Source organism: Cryobacterium levicorallinum (assembly GCF_004402405.1).
Classification (GTDB): domain Bacteria; phylum Actinomycetota; class Actinomycetes; order Actinomycetales; family Microbacteriaceae; genus Cryobacterium; species Cryobacterium levicorallinum.
The window spans coordinates 1-17051 of record NZ_SOFE01000029.1 but is presented as its reverse complement, the minus strand read 5'-3'; the positions used below and the strand labels follow the sequence as shown (position 1 = coordinate 17051).

The following is a 17051-nucleotide window of genomic DNA, read 5'->3' as shown; positions in this document are numbered from 1 at the left end:
CGTCTGGAAATGCACACTAGGTAAGGAACCACATGCGCGAAACCGACTTCTTCAACGGCGTCCAGGTGCCCGTCATCGGCCAGGGAACCTGGCATCTCGGTGAGGACGCTGCGAAGCGAAAGGCCGAGGTGTCGGCCCTCTGCGCGGGGATCGATGCCGGCCTGATCGTGATCGACACGGCCGAAATGTATGGCGATGGCGCCTCGGAAGAACTGGTCGGCGAGGCCATCCGAGGCCGACGCGATGACGTCGTGCTGGTGAGCAAGGTCTATCCACACAACGCGAGCCAGAGCGGCGTGGTGGCGGCGTGCGAGCGCAGCCTGCGCCGGCTCGGAACCGATCGGCTCGATGTCTACCTCCTGCATTGGTCTGGCGGTGTTCCATTGTCCGAGACCGTTGACGGGTTCGAACACCTCCGTGCAGCGGGCAAGATCCGGAGCTGGGGGTTATCGAATTTCGACCAAGATGACCTGGAGCGAGCACCAGACGGATGCGCCACCAATCAGGTGCTCTACAACCTCGGCAGTCGGGGCATCGAGTTTGATCTCCTGCCCTGGCAACAACGCGCAGGCATGCCGCTCATGGCGTACTCGCCACTCGGTCAGGGACCGACCCTGCTCGAGCATCCGCTACTGGCCGAAATCGGAGAGCGCCACGGAGTGACTGGTGCCCAGATCGCGCTGGCCTGGGTCATTAGGCAACCGGGCGTCATCGCGATCCCCAAAGCATCCTCGCTCGAGCACGTGCAGCAGAATGTCGGCGCGGGCGCGGTGGTTCTCGACGCCGAGGATTGCCTGTCGCTGGATAGCGCATTCCCGGCGCCCCGCAGCAAACAACCGCTCGATATTCTCTGACGCCGCCCACTTATTTCTGAAGCGCGCTCCGGCCAGGCGGAGTGCGCTGAATATGGTTACCGCGCTGCCAGCCACCCCTCCGGGAGCACAGTGGCAGGTCCCGTCGGATTGTGATAAAACTGATACATGCTCATGTTCTGCACAGTCTAGGGCTGTCGGACATTCATCCATTCAATACCTCCGAAAGTGAAGGCGGACCCTCCGTCCTACACGGTCACAAATTCAGGGAGTGAAAAAATGAAAGCAGTCGTTTACAAAGGACCCAATGAGGTCGCCGTGGAAGAAGTTCCAGATGCCAAGATCGAACGCCCCACTGACGTTCTCGTGCGCATCACAGCGACAAATATTTGCGGTTCAGACCTGCACATGTATGAGGGACGTACCGATTTCGCGGTCGGACGCACGTTTGGCCACGAAAACATGGGCGAGGTCATCGAGGTCGGTAACGGCGTCGATGCGGTCAAGGTCGGCGAGCTCGTCGTACTGCCGTTCAATATTTCTTGCGGGTTTTGCAAGAACTGCGAACGCGGTTTCACGAACTACTGCATGACCACTCAACCAGACCCCGTCGGCGCCGGCGCCGCCTACGGCTTTGCTGGCATGGGTCCGTACCCCGGCGGGCAGGCCCAAATGCTGCGTGTGCCCTACGGCGACAACAACTGCCTGCGCCTGGGTGAAGATGCCGTAGAAAAGCAAAACGATTACGTGATGCTCTCGGACATCTTCCCTACCGGCTACCACGCTACCGAGATGGCCGGCGTCATGCCCGGTGACACGGTCGTGATCTACGGCGCTGGCCCGGTCGGACTCATGGCTGCCCTGTCTGCCACGATCAAGGGCGCCAGTAAAGTCTGGGTTGTGGACCGACGCCCCGACCGGCTGGCCCTGGCCGAGCAGATCGGCGCGATCGCCGTTGATGACTCGAAGACGGACCCGGTGCAATTCGTACTGGACCAGACCAAGGGTATCGGCGCTGACCGTGGATGTGAATGCGTCGGCTATCAGGCTCACGACCCCCAGGGCACCGAGGATCCTGCCATGACTCTGAACCGGCTGATTCAGTCCGTGCGCATCACCGGGGGCATCGGCGTAGTCGGTGTCTTCCTGCCGGCGGATCCCGGCGGCTTCGACGAGAACGCCAAACAGGGCAAACTTGCTATTGACTACGGCTTGCAGTGGCTCAAAGGCCAGAGTATGGGCAGCGGCCAATGCCCGGTGAAGAAATATAATCGACAACTGCGCGACCTGATTGCCGTCGGCAAAGCCAAGCCGTCGTGGATCGTTTCGCACGAGGTCCCGCTCAGTAAAGCCGTGGATGCCTACAAGAACTTCGGTGACCGCAACGACGGGTGGACCAAAGTCATCCTCAAGCCCGAATAGGGCACCGTTGAACGAACTCGCCGCAGCGTGTTCTACCCTCGGACTTGACGAATGCGGGCGTGAACTCGAGTTCGGATAGTAATCCACACCGAAAGCGCAACCAGCACACGCTCTAATTTGGGCGCGGCGTTCGGCGGGGTGGCATTTGCGAGTGCCGCCCCGCGTTCAGCGCGGCGCCGGTGCAGCAGCCTACGTGGATGCCGGCACGGTCGCCAACCCGGCCGGCCCCTCCGTGAGCAGGGTTCGAAATTCGTCGGCGTCGAGGATTCGGATGCCGAGGGTTTCGGCCTTGCCGAGTTTCGATCCCGCGCCCGGCCCGGCTGCCACGAAGTCGGTGTTCTTGGACACGCTCGATGCGCTTTTACCGCCGGCGGCGATGATAGCTTCCTGCGCGCCCTCCCGGGTGAAGCCCTCGAGGGATCCGGTGGCCACGACGGTCAGCCCCGCGAGCACTCCCCCGGCGGCCTCGGCCGCGCCCGGACCGGGATGGCCCGGGGTGGCGAACTGCACGCCGGCCGCAGCCCACTGGGTGACGATATCGACGTGCCAGTCCACCACGAACCAGGCGAGCACTGCGTCGGCGATGATGCCGCCAACCCCGTCGACCCCGGCGAGTTCTTCGCGGGTCGCCGCACGAACGGCGCCGAGTGAGCCGAAATGGTTGGCCAATGCCCGGGCGGCGACCGGGCCGACATGACGGATGTTCAGGCTCACCAGAATGCGCCACAGCGGCTTCGTCTTGGCCTTCTCGATCTCGGCCAGGAGCTTGAGCGCGCTGGAGGACGGCTGCAGGCCGGTCAGACCCTGCTTCTTCTCGGCCGGACTCGGATTGCGACAAAACGGCATACGAATTTTCGCAACCCCGTCGTCTTCCTTCGGCAAGCCCGTTTCGGCGTCGCGCACGATCACCTGGATTGGCAACAGGTCGGCCAGTCTCAGGGCGAACAAGCCGGCCTCGGTCGACAGCGGCGGGTCGACCGGCACGGTCGGCTGAGTGAGCGCAGAAGCCGCGACCTCGCCGAGCACCTCGATGTCAAGCCCCCCACGGCTGCCAATGTGTTCGACCCGGCCGCGTACCTGCGCGGGGCAGCTGCGCGCGTTCGGGCAGCGTAGGTCGATGTCGCCCTCTTTGGCCGGGGCCAGCGGGGTGCCGCATTCCGGGCAGTTCTGGGGCATGACGAATTCGCGTTCGGTGCCGTCGCGCAGTTCGACGACCGGGCCCAGCACCTCGGGAATGACGTCGCCGGCCTTGCGCAGCACAATCGTGTCGCCGATCAGGACCCCCTTGGCCTTGACGACGTCCTGGTTATGCAGTGTCGCCTGGCGTACCTCGCTGCCGGCCACGAGTACTTTCTGCATGACCGCGAAGGGGGTGGCGCGGCCGGTGCGGCCGACACTCACGACGATATCGAGCAGTTTCGTGTTGACCTGCTCGGGTGGGTACTTGTAGGCGATTGCCCAGCGCGGCGCCCGATTGGTCGCGCCAAGCTCGGCGTGCAGGGCGAGCTCATCGATCTTGATCACGATGCCATCGAGCTCGTGTACGACGCTGCCGCGGTGGGCTCCGTAATACTCGATGAACTCAGCCGCCTCGGCGACCGAGGGGACCACACGAAAGTAGCTGCTGGTCGGCAGCCCCCAACCTTGGAGCAGGCCGTAGACCTCGGACTGGGTGTGCACGGGCGGGTTCTCCCAGGCACCGATGCCGTGAACAAGCATGCGCAGCCGGCCCAGGCGCGCCTTCATGAGGCGCAGCTGGTCCACGTTTTTGCCGGAGGCTTTCTGCCGCAACGACCCGGCCGCAGCGTTGCGGGCGTTGGCGAACGTCCGCTCGCCGGCCGCGGACTGCGCCGAGTTCAGTTCGTCGAACGCGACCGTCGGAAAGAACACCTCTCCGCGCACCTCCATGAGTGACGGATGCCCGGTACCAGCCAGGCGACTAGGGATGCCGGGTACGAGGTCGATATTCTCGGTCACGTCTTCGCCGACGACCCCGTCGCCACGGGTCGCGGCAGAGACGAGCACTCCATTGGCGTACCTCAGGTTGATGGCGAGGCCGTCGATCTTGAGCTCGCACAGGTAGTGCACCGCGCGGCCGGAGTTCTCCGCGGCTTTGCGAGCCCAGACCTCGAATTCTTCGAGAGAGAAAACGTTGTCGAGGCTGAGCATGCGTTCGGCGTGTGTCACCGGGTCGAACAGGGTGACTTCAGCTCGACCGCCGACCGTTTGGGTGGGGCTGTCCTGGCTCGCCAGCTCGGGATGCAATCGCTCGAGTTCGCCGAGGTGTTGAACCAGCCGGTCGTACTCGGCGTCGGAGATGATGACGGTGTCGCGCTCGTAATAGGCGTCACGGGCGGCGAGCACGCGGGTGGTGATGTCGACAGCCTCAGCGGCTGCCGCGCTCAGCGCGGCGGGTGTGGTGGCAGCGACGGACTCAGGCATTGACCGGGACGGGGCTGGCCGAAGCGGTGGAAACAGTAGCGGTGGGAACAGAAGCGGTGGAATCAGTAGCGGTGACAGCAACCGGAACGGCGCTGACGGTGCGGTCGATGGTGCATTGGCCGACTACCCGGGTTCCGACGTACACCACGGCGGTCTGCCCGGGGGCGACGCCAGCCAGCGGCTCGTTCGGAATGATGCGCAACTCGACCGAGCCGGGGACTCCGGTCACTGCGGTGGTCGAGACGACCTGGGCTACCGCAGGTACCGGATCGGCGTGGGCGCGGATCTGCACGTGACAGGGGAACGCGACATCTGGATGTTCGGGGGCAAGCCCCGCCCAGGTGTACTTGTTGCCGGCGATCTCCTTGATGGCGAGCGCCTCCTTGGGACCGACGACGACCGCGTTGGTGATCGGGCGCACCTCGAGCACGAAGCGCGGCTTGCCGTCGGCGGCCGGGGTGCCGATCGACAGCCCTTTACGCTGGCCCACGGTGAAGGCAACGGCGCCGTCGTGCTGGCCGAGCGTGTTGCCCTCCCGGTCGAGAATGTCGCCGGTGACCGGGGCGACGCGTTCGCCGAGCCAGCCCTTGGTGTCACCGTCAGGAATGAAGCAGATGTCGTAGGAGTCGGGCTTGTTCGCCACCGAAAAGCCGCGTTCGGCCGCTTCGGCGCGCACCTCGGCCTTGGTCGGCGTGGCGCCGAGCGGAAACATGGAGTGGTTGATCTGGTCGGCGGTGAGCACACCGAGCACGTAGGACTGGTCTTTCGCCCAGGCGGCCGCGCGGTGTAGTTGCTTGTTGCCATCGGCATCCGTCAGGATACTCGCATAGTGGCCGGTGCAGACGGCGTCGAAGCCGAGGGCCATGGCCTTTTCGAGCAGGGCGGCGAACTTGATCTTCTCGTTGCAGCGCATGCACGGGTTCGGCGTGCGGCCGGCGGCGTACTCGGCGATGAAGTCGTCGACGACGTCGAGTTTGAACCGTTCCGAGAAGTCCCAGACATAGTAGGGAATGCCCATGATGTTGGCGGCACGCTGGGCATCCATCGAATCTTCCACGGTGCAGCAGCCACGGCTGCCGGTGCGCAGTGTGCCCGGCATCCGGCTCAGCGCCAGATGCACGCCAACCACCTCGTGTCCAGCTTCGACCGCACGCGCGGCTGCGACGGCGGAATCAACACCGCCACTCATTGCTGCTAAAACCTTCACCCAACGAGTGTACGCGCCAGTGCTGACCCCGCAAACGTAAGGGTCAGTGCCCGGGCACTCGATCGGCCATGCCCGCGGCGAGCGCCAGGGCGTGCGCCGCGGGCAGCGCCGCCAGCAGCGCGTCGACGTCGGCGTCGGTCGACGTGTGCCCGACCGTGATGCGCAGCGCCCCACGGGATTCGACCTCGCTGCGTCCCATCGCTCGCAGCACGTGCGAGGGCTCAGGCACGCCGGCCTGGCAGGCCGATCCGGTCGACACCGACACGCCGGCAACGTCGAGGGCGAACAGTAACGAGTCGCCCTCGCAGCCCGGAAAACTGAAATGGGCGTTACCGGGCAGCCGGTGGGTCGGGTCGCCGTTGAGCTGCGCCCCCGGCGCGACCAGGGCCACACCAGCGATGACGCGGTCGCGCAGCGCCATCAGGCGAGCGTTTTCATCGCCGTGCGCGATGAGAGCCGATGCCGCCACCGCGAACGAGACCGCCGCCGCGACATCCTGGGTGCCGCTGCGCACCTTGCGCTGCTGGCCGCCACCATGGATGAGAGGTTCGACGGTCGTGGCACGACCGAGCACGAGCGCCCCGATGCCGACCGGGCCGCGGACCTTGTGCGCCGAGACGCTCAGCGCCGACACGCCCGCGGCCGCGAGGATGCGAAAATCGACAGGTATGTAGCCGTAGGCAGCGACCGCATCGACGTGCACCGGAATTCCGTGGGCTGAGGCGAGCGCCGCCACCTCCGCGACAGGTTCAATGGTGCCGACCTCGTTGTTGGCCATGATCACGCTGACCAGGGCGATATCGAGCGGGTCACGCGCAATGGCGGCCTCGAGCGCGCCGAGGTCGATGCGGCCCCGGTCGTCGAGCGGAATCCACTCGACGATGGCGTCTTCGTGCTGAGCCAGCCACTCGACCGTGTCGAGCGTGGCGTGGTGTTCTCCGCCGGGCACCAGAATGCGCCGGCGTGGTGCGCGCGCCCAGTACAAACCCTTGATGCCGAGGTTGATCGCCTCGGTGCCGCTGCCGGTGAAAACGACCTCGATCGGGTCACAGGCGAGGCTCGTGGCCACGATTTCACGCGACTCTTCGAGCATCCGTTTCGCATTTTGACCCTGGCTGTGCACGGACGCGGGGTTACCGACGACGCTCATCGCTTCGGCGTAGGCGGCAATAGCGGCGGGAAGCATGGGCGTGGTCGCCGCATGATCCAAATAGACAACCATGCCTGCCATTTTACAGTCGAGCGGATGCCGGTGGTCGTCACCCTCCCCCACACTGATTACTCTTGAATCCATGAGTTCCGCCGATCCCCTGCGCAACCTCGGTGTGCGACTAACCAGCGCCGGCGGCGAACTCCGCGTCTGGGCCGAACATGCCGACGCCATGGACCTGTGCCTGTTCGACGAGGTCGACCCGAACTGGATCATCAAAAGCGTACCGATGACGCAGGACGCGCATGGTGTGTGGTCCGGTAAATCGCGCACGCTGTCACCGGGGCGCCGGTACGGCATCCGTGTGTCAGGTCCGGCCAGCCCACAGAATTCTTTCCACCCCGAGAAGACTCTGATCGAACCGTATTCACGTGGTCTGGTTCGGGTCGGCGCCGGACTGTGGCAGTCCTCGGTGATCGACGACGATTTCGATTGGAACGGCGCCGAGAAACCGGGCACGGCCCTCGATCACACCGTGGTCTACGAGGCGCACGTTCGCGGCCTCAGCCGGATGAACCCGCTGGTTCCGGCCGCACTGCGGGGCACCTACGCCGGTCTCGCCCACGAATCCACTATCGCTTACCTGACGGACCTCGGCGTGACCGCGGTTGAACTCTTGCCGGTGCAGGCGTTCGTGTCCGAGCAGCGCCTGATCAAACAGGGCTTGATCAACTATTGGGGGTACAACACCCTCAATTTCTTTTCCCCGCACGCCGACTACGCCACTCAGGCTGCCCAGTCCGCCGGGCCGGCAGCGGTGCTCCGCGAGTTCAAGGGCATGGTCAAGCTGCTGCACGAGGCGGGGCTCGAGGTCATCCTTGACGTCGTCTACAACCACACCGCCGAGGAGGGTCGGAACGGCCCGGTCACGAGTCTGCGCGGCATCGACAATGCAGGCTATTACCGGCAGGACGAGTCCGGTGCCTACATCGACGTGACCGGCTGTGGCAATACTGTCAACTTCAGCCACGACGTGCCGAAACGGCTCGTACTCGATTCGCTGCGCTACTGGGCCAACGATGTGCAGATCGACGGGTTCCGCTTCGATCTGGCGACGACACTCGGCCGCGACGGCGGCGTCGTCTACGACCCGGAGCATCCGCTGCTCACCCAGATTCGCGACGACCCGGATCTGGCTGGCGTGAAGCTCATCGCGGAGCCGTGGGATGTCGGCCAGGGCGGCTGGCAGACCGGCAATTTTCCACCCGGCTGGACCGAGTGGAACGACCGCTACCGCGACCGCATGCGCGACTTCTGGCTTTCGGATATAAAGAGCCTGCGCCAAAGCGGCTCAGCCGGCAGCGGGATCGGACGGTTCGCGACCCGGGTCGCCGGTTCCTCGAACACGTTCTCCGAGAAACGCGGCCCACTCGCCTCGCTCAATTTCATCACCGCACACGACGGGTTCACGCTCGCCGACCTGACCGCGTACAACAGCAAGCACAACCTCGGCAACGGCGAGTCGAACCGTGACGGAACCGACAACAACAGCTCCTACAACCACGGCGTCGAGGGCCCGACCCGCGACGTGGCGATTCTGGCCACAAGGCGCAAGGCCATGCGTAATCTGCTCGGCACGCTGCTGTTATCGGCCGGAATTCCGATGCTCACGGCCGGCGACGAATTCGGTCGCAGCCAGCGCGGCAACAATAACGCCTACTGCCAGGACAGCGAGCTGACCTGGCTCAACTGGGACTTCGACGATTGGCAGCAGGACCTGCACCGAGTCACCCGGCGGCTGCTGCAGCTGCGCCGGGAGAACCCGGCATTACGGCCGGTACACTTCGGCCGGTTCGGCGAGACCACCCCGAGTGCCAGCCAACTGGACTGGTACAACATCGCCGGTGACGCGCTGCAGGGTGACGCCTGGAATTCCCCCACCGAACGCACCCTGCAGTACATGGCGGCGTCCACACCGGAGCACGAAGCCTTCAACCGCATCCTGCTCGTGGTGAACGCGCGCGAGCAGGATGAGACCGTCACCCTGCCCAAACACGAGGGAGTGGATGCCTACACGCTGCTCTGGGATTCCAGTCACGACGACCTGCGCGATTCGGTCATCGAGCATGCGCCGGGCGCTCGCCTGTTCGTGCCGGGGGCCTCGATGCAGCTGATGCGGGCGCACGGAGCATTCGTTCCGCGCAGCACCGCGCGTCCCTGACCGACCAGCATGAGCCGGCCAACGTGAACCGGCCAGCGTGAGCCGGCCAACGTGAACCGGTGGGCCGGCCGCAACCGCTAGTTCGCGACGGCGACCAGACCCATCTCGGCCGGGCTAATCAGCAGCGCGTTCTTGGGCACGACCCGAATGGTGTAGCCGAAGGCTCCGGCCCGGTCGAGTTCGACCGTTCCGGTGAACAGGGTCGCTCCGCCGGCCGGTGCTTTCTTCAGCGAAGCCGGAGCGAGCGCCTGAATCGCGACATCGCGCAGTTCGTCGGTACCGAGGCTCTTGCCGTAGACGACTTCGACGATCACATCGTCGGCGGACAGCCCGTTCAGCTGCACGTGCGCCCGCAGGTGAAGGTCGTCGCCCACTTCGGGCACCGAGGAGACCCCGCCGGATTCGACGTGGGTCACGGCAACCTGGGGCCAGGCGGAGACGATCTTGCCCTTCCAGGCAGCCAGTTCGCGGGCGGCCCGGTAGTTGTTGGCCGACATCAGCGCCTCAAAATGACCGGCCGGACGGTACAGTCGCTCCACGTACTCGCTCACCATCCGATCCGCCGACAGCTGCGGTGACAGCGTCGAAAGCGTGTGCCGAATGTTGGAGACCCAGCGTTCGGGCACGTCGTCGGCGTTACGCTCGTAGAACATCGGCGCGACCTGGTGCTCGATCAGCTCGTAGAGCGCTTCGGCCTCGAGCCGGTCACGTTCAGCGGAATCACCGGCGGAATCGGCCGAGGGAATCGCCCAGCCGTTCTTGCCGTCGTAATATTCCGGCCACCAACCGTCAAGGATCGACAGGTTGAGCGCGCCGTTCAGCGCAGCCTTCATGCCGCTCGTGCCGCAGGCTTCGAGCGGGCGGAGCGGATTGTTGAGCCAGACATCCGTTCCCGGATACATCAACTGGGCCATCGCAATGTTGTAGTCCGGCAGAAATGCGATGCGGCTGCGCAGCGCCGGGTCGGCGGCGAACTGCACGATCTTCTGGATCAGCCGTTTGCCTTCCTCATCGGCGGGGTGCGATTTGCCGGCAATCACGATCTGAATCGGATGCTCCGGGTGCAGTAGCAGGGCACGCAACCGCGCGGGGTCGTGCATCATCAGGGTCAGGCGCTTGTAGGTGGGCACGCGGCGGGCGAATCCGATGGTCAGCACGTTCGGGTCGAAGACCCGGCCGATCCAGGCCGGAGCGATGCCCCCCGGGTTCTGGTCGCGCCAGGCGTTCAGCAAGCGGCGGCGGGCATCCTCGACGAACTGTAGGCGCATCTGACCGCGCACCGACCAGAGATCCTGGTCCGAGACCTCACCGGAGGCCCAGTTGGCCGTTGACGTGTCACTGGTGCCGAGTTTATTCAGCGCGAGGCTCTTGAGCGCCGGGTCGGTCCAGCTCGGGGCGTGCACGCCGTTCGTGATCGACGTGATCGGGACATCCGCTGAATCAAAACCGGGCCAGAGGCCGTTGAACATGCGGCGGCTGACCTCCCCGTGCAGGGTCGACACGCCGTTGGCGTGCTGGCCCAAGCGCAGGCCCATAATGGCCATGTTGAACACGTCGGAGGAACCGCCGGCGTAGCTTTCGGCCCCGAGAGCGAGCAGGTCCTCCACGTCGACGCCGGGCAGCAGGTCGGTGCCGAAATAGCGGCGAACCAGGGAGCGTTCAAACCGATCGATGCCGGCGGCGACCGGGGTGTGGGTGGTGAAGACGGTTCCGGCGCGGGCCACCTGCAGGGCTTCCTGAAAGCTCAAGCCCTCGCCGATCAGGCTCGAAATGCGCTCCAGACCGAGAAACCCGGCGTGGCCCTCATTGGTGTGGAACACTTCGGGTTCGGGCAAACCGTGCAGCGAGCTCCACAGTTTGACGGCGCGTGCGCCGCCGATGCCGAGCAGCAGCTCCTGCAACAGGCGGTGTTCGCCGCCGCCGCCGTAGAGCCGGTCGGTGACCAGGCGCAGGTCGTCGGCGTTTTCGGGAATGTCGGCGTCGAGCAGCAGCAGGCGCACCCGACCGACCTTGGCCTGCCAGACCCGGGCATGCAGGGTTCGGTCATCCGGCAGGGCGAGCGAGACCTGCACTGCAGAGCCGTCGGCTCGGCGCAACACGGAGAGCGGCAGCCCGTCGGGGTCGAGCAGCGGGTAGCTTTCCATCTGCCAGCCGTCCGGCGAGATGGACTGGCTGAAGTAGCCGGCGCGGTAGAACAAGCCAACGCCGACGAGTGGCAGGCCGAGGTCGGAGGCGCTCTTGAGGTGGTCGCCGGCCAGAATGCCCAGGCCGCCGGAGTACTGCGGCAGCGCGGCGGCGATACCGAATTCCGGTGAGAAATACGCTATCGCGGCGGGCTTCTCGCCGTCGAGGCTCTGATACCAGCGCGGCTGCTCCAGATAGTCGCGCAGGGCGTCTCGGGCGGAGTTGACCTCGGCCACATAATCGTGGTCCTGGGCGAGATCGTCGAGACGGTGCGGGTCGACGGCGCCGAGCAGGGCGACCGGGTCGGTGCCGATCTCGCGCCAGAGCTCGGGGGCGATGCGCTCGAACAGCTGGCGGGTGGGCTCGTGCCACGACCAGCGAAGATTGCCGGCAAGCTCCTCCAGCGCCGCGAGGGGCGCGGGGAGGACGGCACGGACGGTAAATTTGCGGATCGCCTTCACGAGGTCAACCTTAGGGGTGCCAGATGGCGAACACGTAACGCCGAATGTTCGCGTCCCGCGGGCGAGGGTGGCGCGAGGCGAGCATGATTGCCACGCTTTCACGCTACGGTCATTCTGTGGCCAAGACAGCAGCAAAAAAGACGACCGTGCCGACAGCATCGAGCAGCGCCACGGCCGGTGCGTCTCCACAAGAGGCTAGCGGTGCCTCCGGCGCAGCCATTGGCCGTATCCCCGTTCTCGATCTCTCGCCTCAGCTGACCGACAACCAATGGCCGGCCCGCGCCTTCGCCGGCGAGGTCGTCCCATTTGGGGCGACCGCTTTTCGTGAGGGCCACGACCTGATCGGCGTCGACCTGCAGCTCACGGCGCCCGACGGCAGCGAAACCCGGCATCCCATGCTGCTGCAGGGCGAGGGGACCGACCGCTACGGCGTGCAGGTGCTCCTCGGCGTCGCCGGCCACTGGAGGTATCGGGTGCGTGCTTATGCCGACGAGTTCGCCACCTGGGAACACAACGCGCAGATCAAGGTTCCGGCCGGCATCGACGTGGAACTCATGTTCAGCATCGGCGGCGCGCTGCTGCAGCAGGCCGCCATCGACCAGAATCGCCCGCTCGCGGCCCGCCGCCTGCTTCAGGCCGCAGCGACCGCCCTCGCCGACACCAGCAAGCCGGCCGCCGCACGACTACTCGCGGTCGCGGATGCCGCGCTGCGGCAAGCCATCGCCGCTCACCCCCTCGCCGGGCTGGCTTCGCTCTCGGCCGAACGCACCATCATCGTCGAACGTGCCAGGGCTGGGGTGGGCTCGTGGTACGAGTTCTTCCCGCGCTCGGAGGGCGCCGTTCGGCAAAAAGATGGCAGCTGGAAGAGCGGAACGTTCCCCACCGCCGCGAAACGCCTGCCCGCCGTCGCGGCGATGGGGTTCAACGTGCTGTATCTGCCGCCGATCCACCCGATCGGGCAGGCCTTCCGCAAGGGTCCAAACAACTCACTCACAGTCGCCCCCGGTGATCCTGGCTCGCCGTGGGCGATCGGCTCGGCCGACGGCGGCCACGATGCCATCCACCCCGACCTCGGCACCGTCGCCGATTTCAAGTCCTTTCTGAAAAAAGCGGCGGACCTCGGCATTGAGATCGCCCTCGACTTTGCCCTGCAGGCCTCCCCCGACCACCCCTGGGTGCAGCAGCACCCGGAGTGGTTCACGACCCTGCCCGACGGCTCCATCGCCTACGCCGAGAACCCGCCGAAAAAATACCAGGACATCTACCCGATCAATTTCGACAACGATCCGGCCGGCATCCGGCTCGAGGCGTTGCGCCTGCTCCGCTACTGGATCAGCCTCGACGTGCGCATCTTTCGGGTCGATAACCCCCACACCAAGCCGCTGGACTTCTGGGAGTGGCTGATCGCCGAAGTCAATCAGACCGACCCCGACGTGGTGTTCCTGGCCGAGGCGTTCACCCGCCCGGCGCTCATGCAGGCGCTCGGCAAGGTCGGCTTCCAGCAGTCGTACACCTACTTCACCTGGCGCAACACGAAGACTGAGCTCGAGGAATTCTTCGACGGCCTCGCCAACGACACGGCCGATTTTCTGCGCCCCAACCTGTTTGTGAACACGCCGGATATTCTCACCGAGTATCTGCAGTTCGGCGGCCCGGCCGCGTTCAAGATTCGCGCGGCCCTCGCCGCTACGGCAGCGCCTAGCTGGGGCGTCTACGCGGGTTTCGACCTGTTCGAAAACGTCGCCCGGCCCGGCGCCGAAGAGAGCATCGACAACGAGAAGTACGAGTATCGGCCGCGCGACTGGAGCAAGGCCGAGGAACTCGGCAAGTCCCTCGCGCCCTACCTCACCCTGCTCAACCGCATTCGGGCCGAGCATCCGGCGCTGGCGCAACTGCGCAACCTCGACATCCACGCCAGTGACGACGACTCGATTCTGGTCTACAGCAAGTACCTCGACGCCGCGTTCACCGGCACCGGCCAAGCGGATGCTCTCATCATCGTCGCCAACGTCGACCCGCACTCCGTGCGCGAAACGATCGTGCACCTCGACGTCACCAGGTTCGGCATTGTCCGCGGTGACAACTTCGACGTGCACGATCTAGTCTCCGGAGCCACCTGGACCTGGGCGGCCGACAACTTCGTGCGACTCGACGCCTTCACAGAGCCGGTGCATATTCTGCACGTCACACCGCACACTTCGGCCCCAGCATGAGCGGTCACAAAGAAAAAGACAAGAAACACCAGAAACACCAGAAGCACGAGTCCACGGATACGAAGGGTCAGGCAAAGAAAATCGACGGCAAGAAGGCACAGTCCCCGAAATCCGGACCCAGCACAGTCCAGGAGAACTCGGCCCCGATCGAACCCGCGACCATACCCGAGCACGTGCTCGAGGCCGTCGCCGCCGGCCGGTACTACAACCCGCACGAAATCCTCGGCCAGCACCTCGCCCACCAGACCGGCGTGTCCGACCCGCGCGTCTCCATCCGGGCGCTGCGTCCACTCGCCACCGAGGTGTTCGCGATTCTCGCCAACGGGTCGCACGTTGAGCTGGCCCACCTCGCGCACGGCATCTGGCAGGGCGAAAGCACCGTCGGGCTCAGCGACTATACGATCGAAGCCCGTTATGAGTCGGCGCCACCGTGGATCTGCGACGACCCCTACCGCTTCATTCCGACCCTCGGCGAACTCGACCTGCACCTGATCGGCGAGGGCCGCCACGAACGCCTATGGGACGTGCTGGGAGCACACCACCGTCAGCACCAGGGCGTCACGGCCAGTTCGACCGGTACCTCGTTTGCCGTCTGGGCGCCGCACGCGCAGGCCGCGCGGGTCATCGGTGACTTCAACGGGTGGAGCGGCTCTACCCACGCCATGCGCAACATGGGCAGCACCGGCGTGTGGGAACTGTTCATTCCGGGCCTGGCGCTCGGCACCAACTACAAGTTCCAGCTGCTCACGCAGTCCGGCGCCTGGATCGATAAGGCCGACCCGATGGCCCGCCTCGCCGAAGTTCCACCGCAGACGGCGTCGGTCGTTACCGCGTCGAACTACGAATGGGCGGATACCGAATGGCTCGCCAACCGTAGCGCCACCGATCCGCACAACCAGGCCATGAGCATCTACGAGATGCACGTGGGCTCCTGGCGACCCGGGCTCGGTTACCGGGAACTCGCCGACGAGCTGGTCGGGTACCTGAACGAACTCAGCTTCACGCACGTGGAATTCATGCCCCTGGCTGAGCATCCGTTTGGCGGATCGTGGGGCTATCAGGTCAGCGGCTATTACGCGCCGACCAGCCGGTTCGGCTCGCCAGACGACCTGCGCTACCTGATCGATCGGCTGCACCAGGCCGGCATCGGCGTGATCATGGACTGGGTGCCCGGCCACTTTCCCAAAGACGACTTCGCCCTCGCCCGCTTCGACGGTCAGGCCCTGTATGAGCACCCGGACCCGCGCCGCGGTGAACAGCTGGACTGGGGAACGTACATCTTCGACTTCGGTCAGATGCAGGTGCGCAACTTCCTCGTCGCCAATGCCCTGTACTGGCTCGAGGAATTCCATATTGATGCCCTGCGGGTCGACGCGGTCGCCTCGATGCTCTACCTCGACTATTCGCGCGAAGACGGCCAGTGGGAGCCGAACCAGTATGGCGGCAACGAGAACCTCGAGGCGATCAGCCTGCTGCAGGAGATCACCGCGACCGCTTACAAACGCAACCCCGGCACCATCATGATCGCTGAGGAATCCACCAACTGGGGCGGGGTCACGGCGCCGACCAGCGGCGGCGGGCTCGGCTTCGGGTTCAAGTGGAACATGGGCTGGATGCACGACTCGCTCGAGTATATGCAGGTCGACCCGATGTACCGCTCGTACCACCACAACGACATCACGTTCTCGTTCATCTACGCGTTCAGCGAGAATTTTCTGCTGCCGATCAGCCATGACGAGGTCGTGCACGGCAAGGGCGCCCTGGTGTCGAAGATGCCCGGCGACTCCTGGCAGCAGCTTGCCAACGTGCGCGCCTACCTCTCATTCATGTGGGCGCACCCGGGCAAGCAGCTGTTGTTCATGGGCAGCGAGTTCGGACAACGTTCGGAGTGGAGCGAGGAGCGCGGCCTGGACTGGTGGATGCTCGACCAGCCGGCGCACCGCGGCCTGTTCAACCTGGTCGGTCAGCTCAACCGGGTCTACCGCGACAACGCGAGTCTGTGGAGCCGCGACAACGACCCGGGTGGTTTTGAGCTGCTCGACGGCGGTGCCGCGAGCCAAAACATCGTGTCGTTCCTGCGCTGGGACAACCACGGCGTTCCGGTCGCGTGCTTCTTCAACTTCGCCGGGCAGCCGCACACGGACTACCGGGTGGGGCTGCCATTCGCCGGAGCGTGGGAGGAGATTCTCAACACGGATGCCGGAGACTTCGGTGGTTCCGGGGTGGGTAACCAGGGCAGCGTCGAGGCCTACAACGANCCTACAACGAGCCCTGGGCCGGTCGCCCCGCCTCCGCAACCCTGACCCTGCCACCCCTGGCCGGTCTTTGGCTGCGCCTCCGCCGCTAACTCCCCGACCTTCCATTGCGGGGGGGGGGGGCTGCGCCCAACGACAGCAATCTGACGACGCAGCATTCATTGAGAATCGGTGGTGTTCACCCTGTCCGTCGACCCTAGAACGGTGGGGGCTCGGTGGGGTCGGTGTCCCGCGGGGTGTTCCAGCTGCCGTTCCAGTCGCTATTCCACGGATCGCTGATCGGTTCGGCTGGCGGCAGCGGTGCGGGCGGGGCGGGCGGGGCTGGCGGTGGTGCTTGTTGTCGCGGTGGGTTGATGCGGGTGGCGGGGTCGGTGGCGTAGTGTTTGCCGGCGGGGCTGGTCCAGTGGACGGTGCCGTCGGGGTCGGCGGTGGCTTTCCAATCGGAGAAGTGCTTCAGGTTGTGGTGGGCGGGCGAGAGGAAGTGGAGGTTGGTGGCGGTGGTGGGGCCGCCGAATTGTTTATCTATGGTGTGGTCGAGGTCAGAGTGGCCGGCGGAGCGGTTGCAGCCGGGGAACCGGCAGGTTCCATCGCGTAGGCGCAGGTATTTCTTCAGCGCCGCCGGCACGCGGAACGGGGTGGAGCTGACGTCGAGGACGATGCCGGTGTGCGGGTGAGTGAGGACGC

At 65.4% G+C, this 17051-nt stretch carries 9 protein-coding genes and 1 pseudogene; 5 read left to right on the top strand and 5 right to left on the bottom strand.

Annotation, left to right across the window (positions count from 1 at the left end):
* Positions 1–32 precede the first annotated feature (32 nt).
* Both E3O11_RS16050 and E3O11_RS16045 read left to right on the top strand, forming a co-directional pair.
* The gene (locus E3O11_RS16050; protein WP_092451954.1) at positions 33–854 is read left to right on the top strand and encodes an aldo/keto reductase; all 822 of its coding nucleotides are present in this window, start codon (positions 33–35) and stop codon (positions 852–854) included.
* A 237-nt stretch (positions 855–1091) separates the two neighbouring features.
* Positions 1092–2234 (top strand): glutathione-independent formaldehyde dehydrogenase, encoded by a 1143-nt coding sequence (locus E3O11_RS16045; RefSeq protein ID WP_092451956.1) that lies wholly within the window; start codon positions 1092–1094, stop codon positions 2232–2234.
* Between the two features lie 189 nt (positions 2235–2423).
* Here E3O11_RS16045 and ligA read toward each other — a convergent pair whose 3' ends face one another.
* The 3 genes from ligA to E3O11_RS16030 all read right to left on the bottom strand — a co-directional run bounded on the left by ligA (position 2424) and on the right by E3O11_RS16030 (position 7105).
* On the bottom strand, positions 2424–4676 hold the full coding sequence (ligA, locus tag E3O11_RS16040; RefSeq protein WP_092451958.1) for an NAD-dependent DNA ligase LigA: 2253 nt from the start codon (positions 4674–4676) through the stop codon (positions 2424–2426).
* Positions 4669–5865 (bottom strand): tRNA 2-thiouridine(34) synthase MnmA, encoded by a 1197-nt coding sequence (gene mnmA, locus E3O11_RS16035; RefSeq protein WP_092451960.1) that lies wholly within the window; start codon positions 5863–5865, stop codon positions 4669–4671. The genes ligA and mnmA overlap by 8 nt, the downstream gene beginning before the upstream one ends.
* Before the next feature lie 61 nt (positions 5866–5926).
* Positions 5927–7105: a cysteine desulfurase family protein gene (locus tag E3O11_RS16030; RefSeq protein ID WP_092451961.1), complete on the bottom strand. Its 1179-nt coding sequence runs from the start codon at positions 7103–7105 to the stop codon at positions 5927–5929.
* 70 nt (positions 7106–7175) lie between these two features.
* Between E3O11_RS16030 and glgX the strand changes: the two genes are divergently transcribed.
* Positions 7176–9254 (top strand): glycogen debranching protein GlgX, encoded by a 2079-nt coding sequence (gene glgX / locus E3O11_RS16025; RefSeq protein ID WP_092451963.1) that lies wholly within the window; start codon positions 7176–7178, stop codon positions 9252–9254.
* A gap of 77 nt (positions 9255–9331) precedes the next feature.
* Here the strand turns inward: glgX and glgP are convergent, their stop codons facing one another.
* Positions 9332–11899 (bottom strand): alpha-glucan family phosphorylase, encoded by a 2568-nt coding sequence (gene glgP / locus E3O11_RS16020; protein WP_092451965.1) that lies wholly within the window; start codon positions 11897–11899, stop codon positions 9332–9334.
* Positions 11900–12015: 116 nt separating this feature from the next.
* Here glgP and E3O11_RS16015 point away from each other — a divergent pair, with 116 nt between their 5' ends.
* Positions 12016–14112, top strand: a complete 2097-nt coding sequence (locus tag E3O11_RS16015) for an alpha-1,4-glucan--maltose-1-phosphate maltosyltransferase (RefSeq protein ID WP_373866165.1) — start codon at positions 12016–12018, stop codon at positions 14110–14112.
* A 173-nt stretch (positions 14113–14285) separates the two neighbouring features.
* Positions 14286–16459 (top strand): annotated as a pseudogene (gene glgB, locus E3O11_RS16010) (1,4-alpha-glucan branching protein GlgB).
* Positions 16460–16563: 104 nt separating this feature from the next.
* Here the strand turns inward: glgB and E3O11_RS17775 are convergent.
* Positions 16564–17051 (bottom strand): HNH endonuclease signature motif containing protein (locus E3O11_RS17775; protein WP_166787611.1); only part of this gene is annotated, 488 nt, incomplete at its 5' end.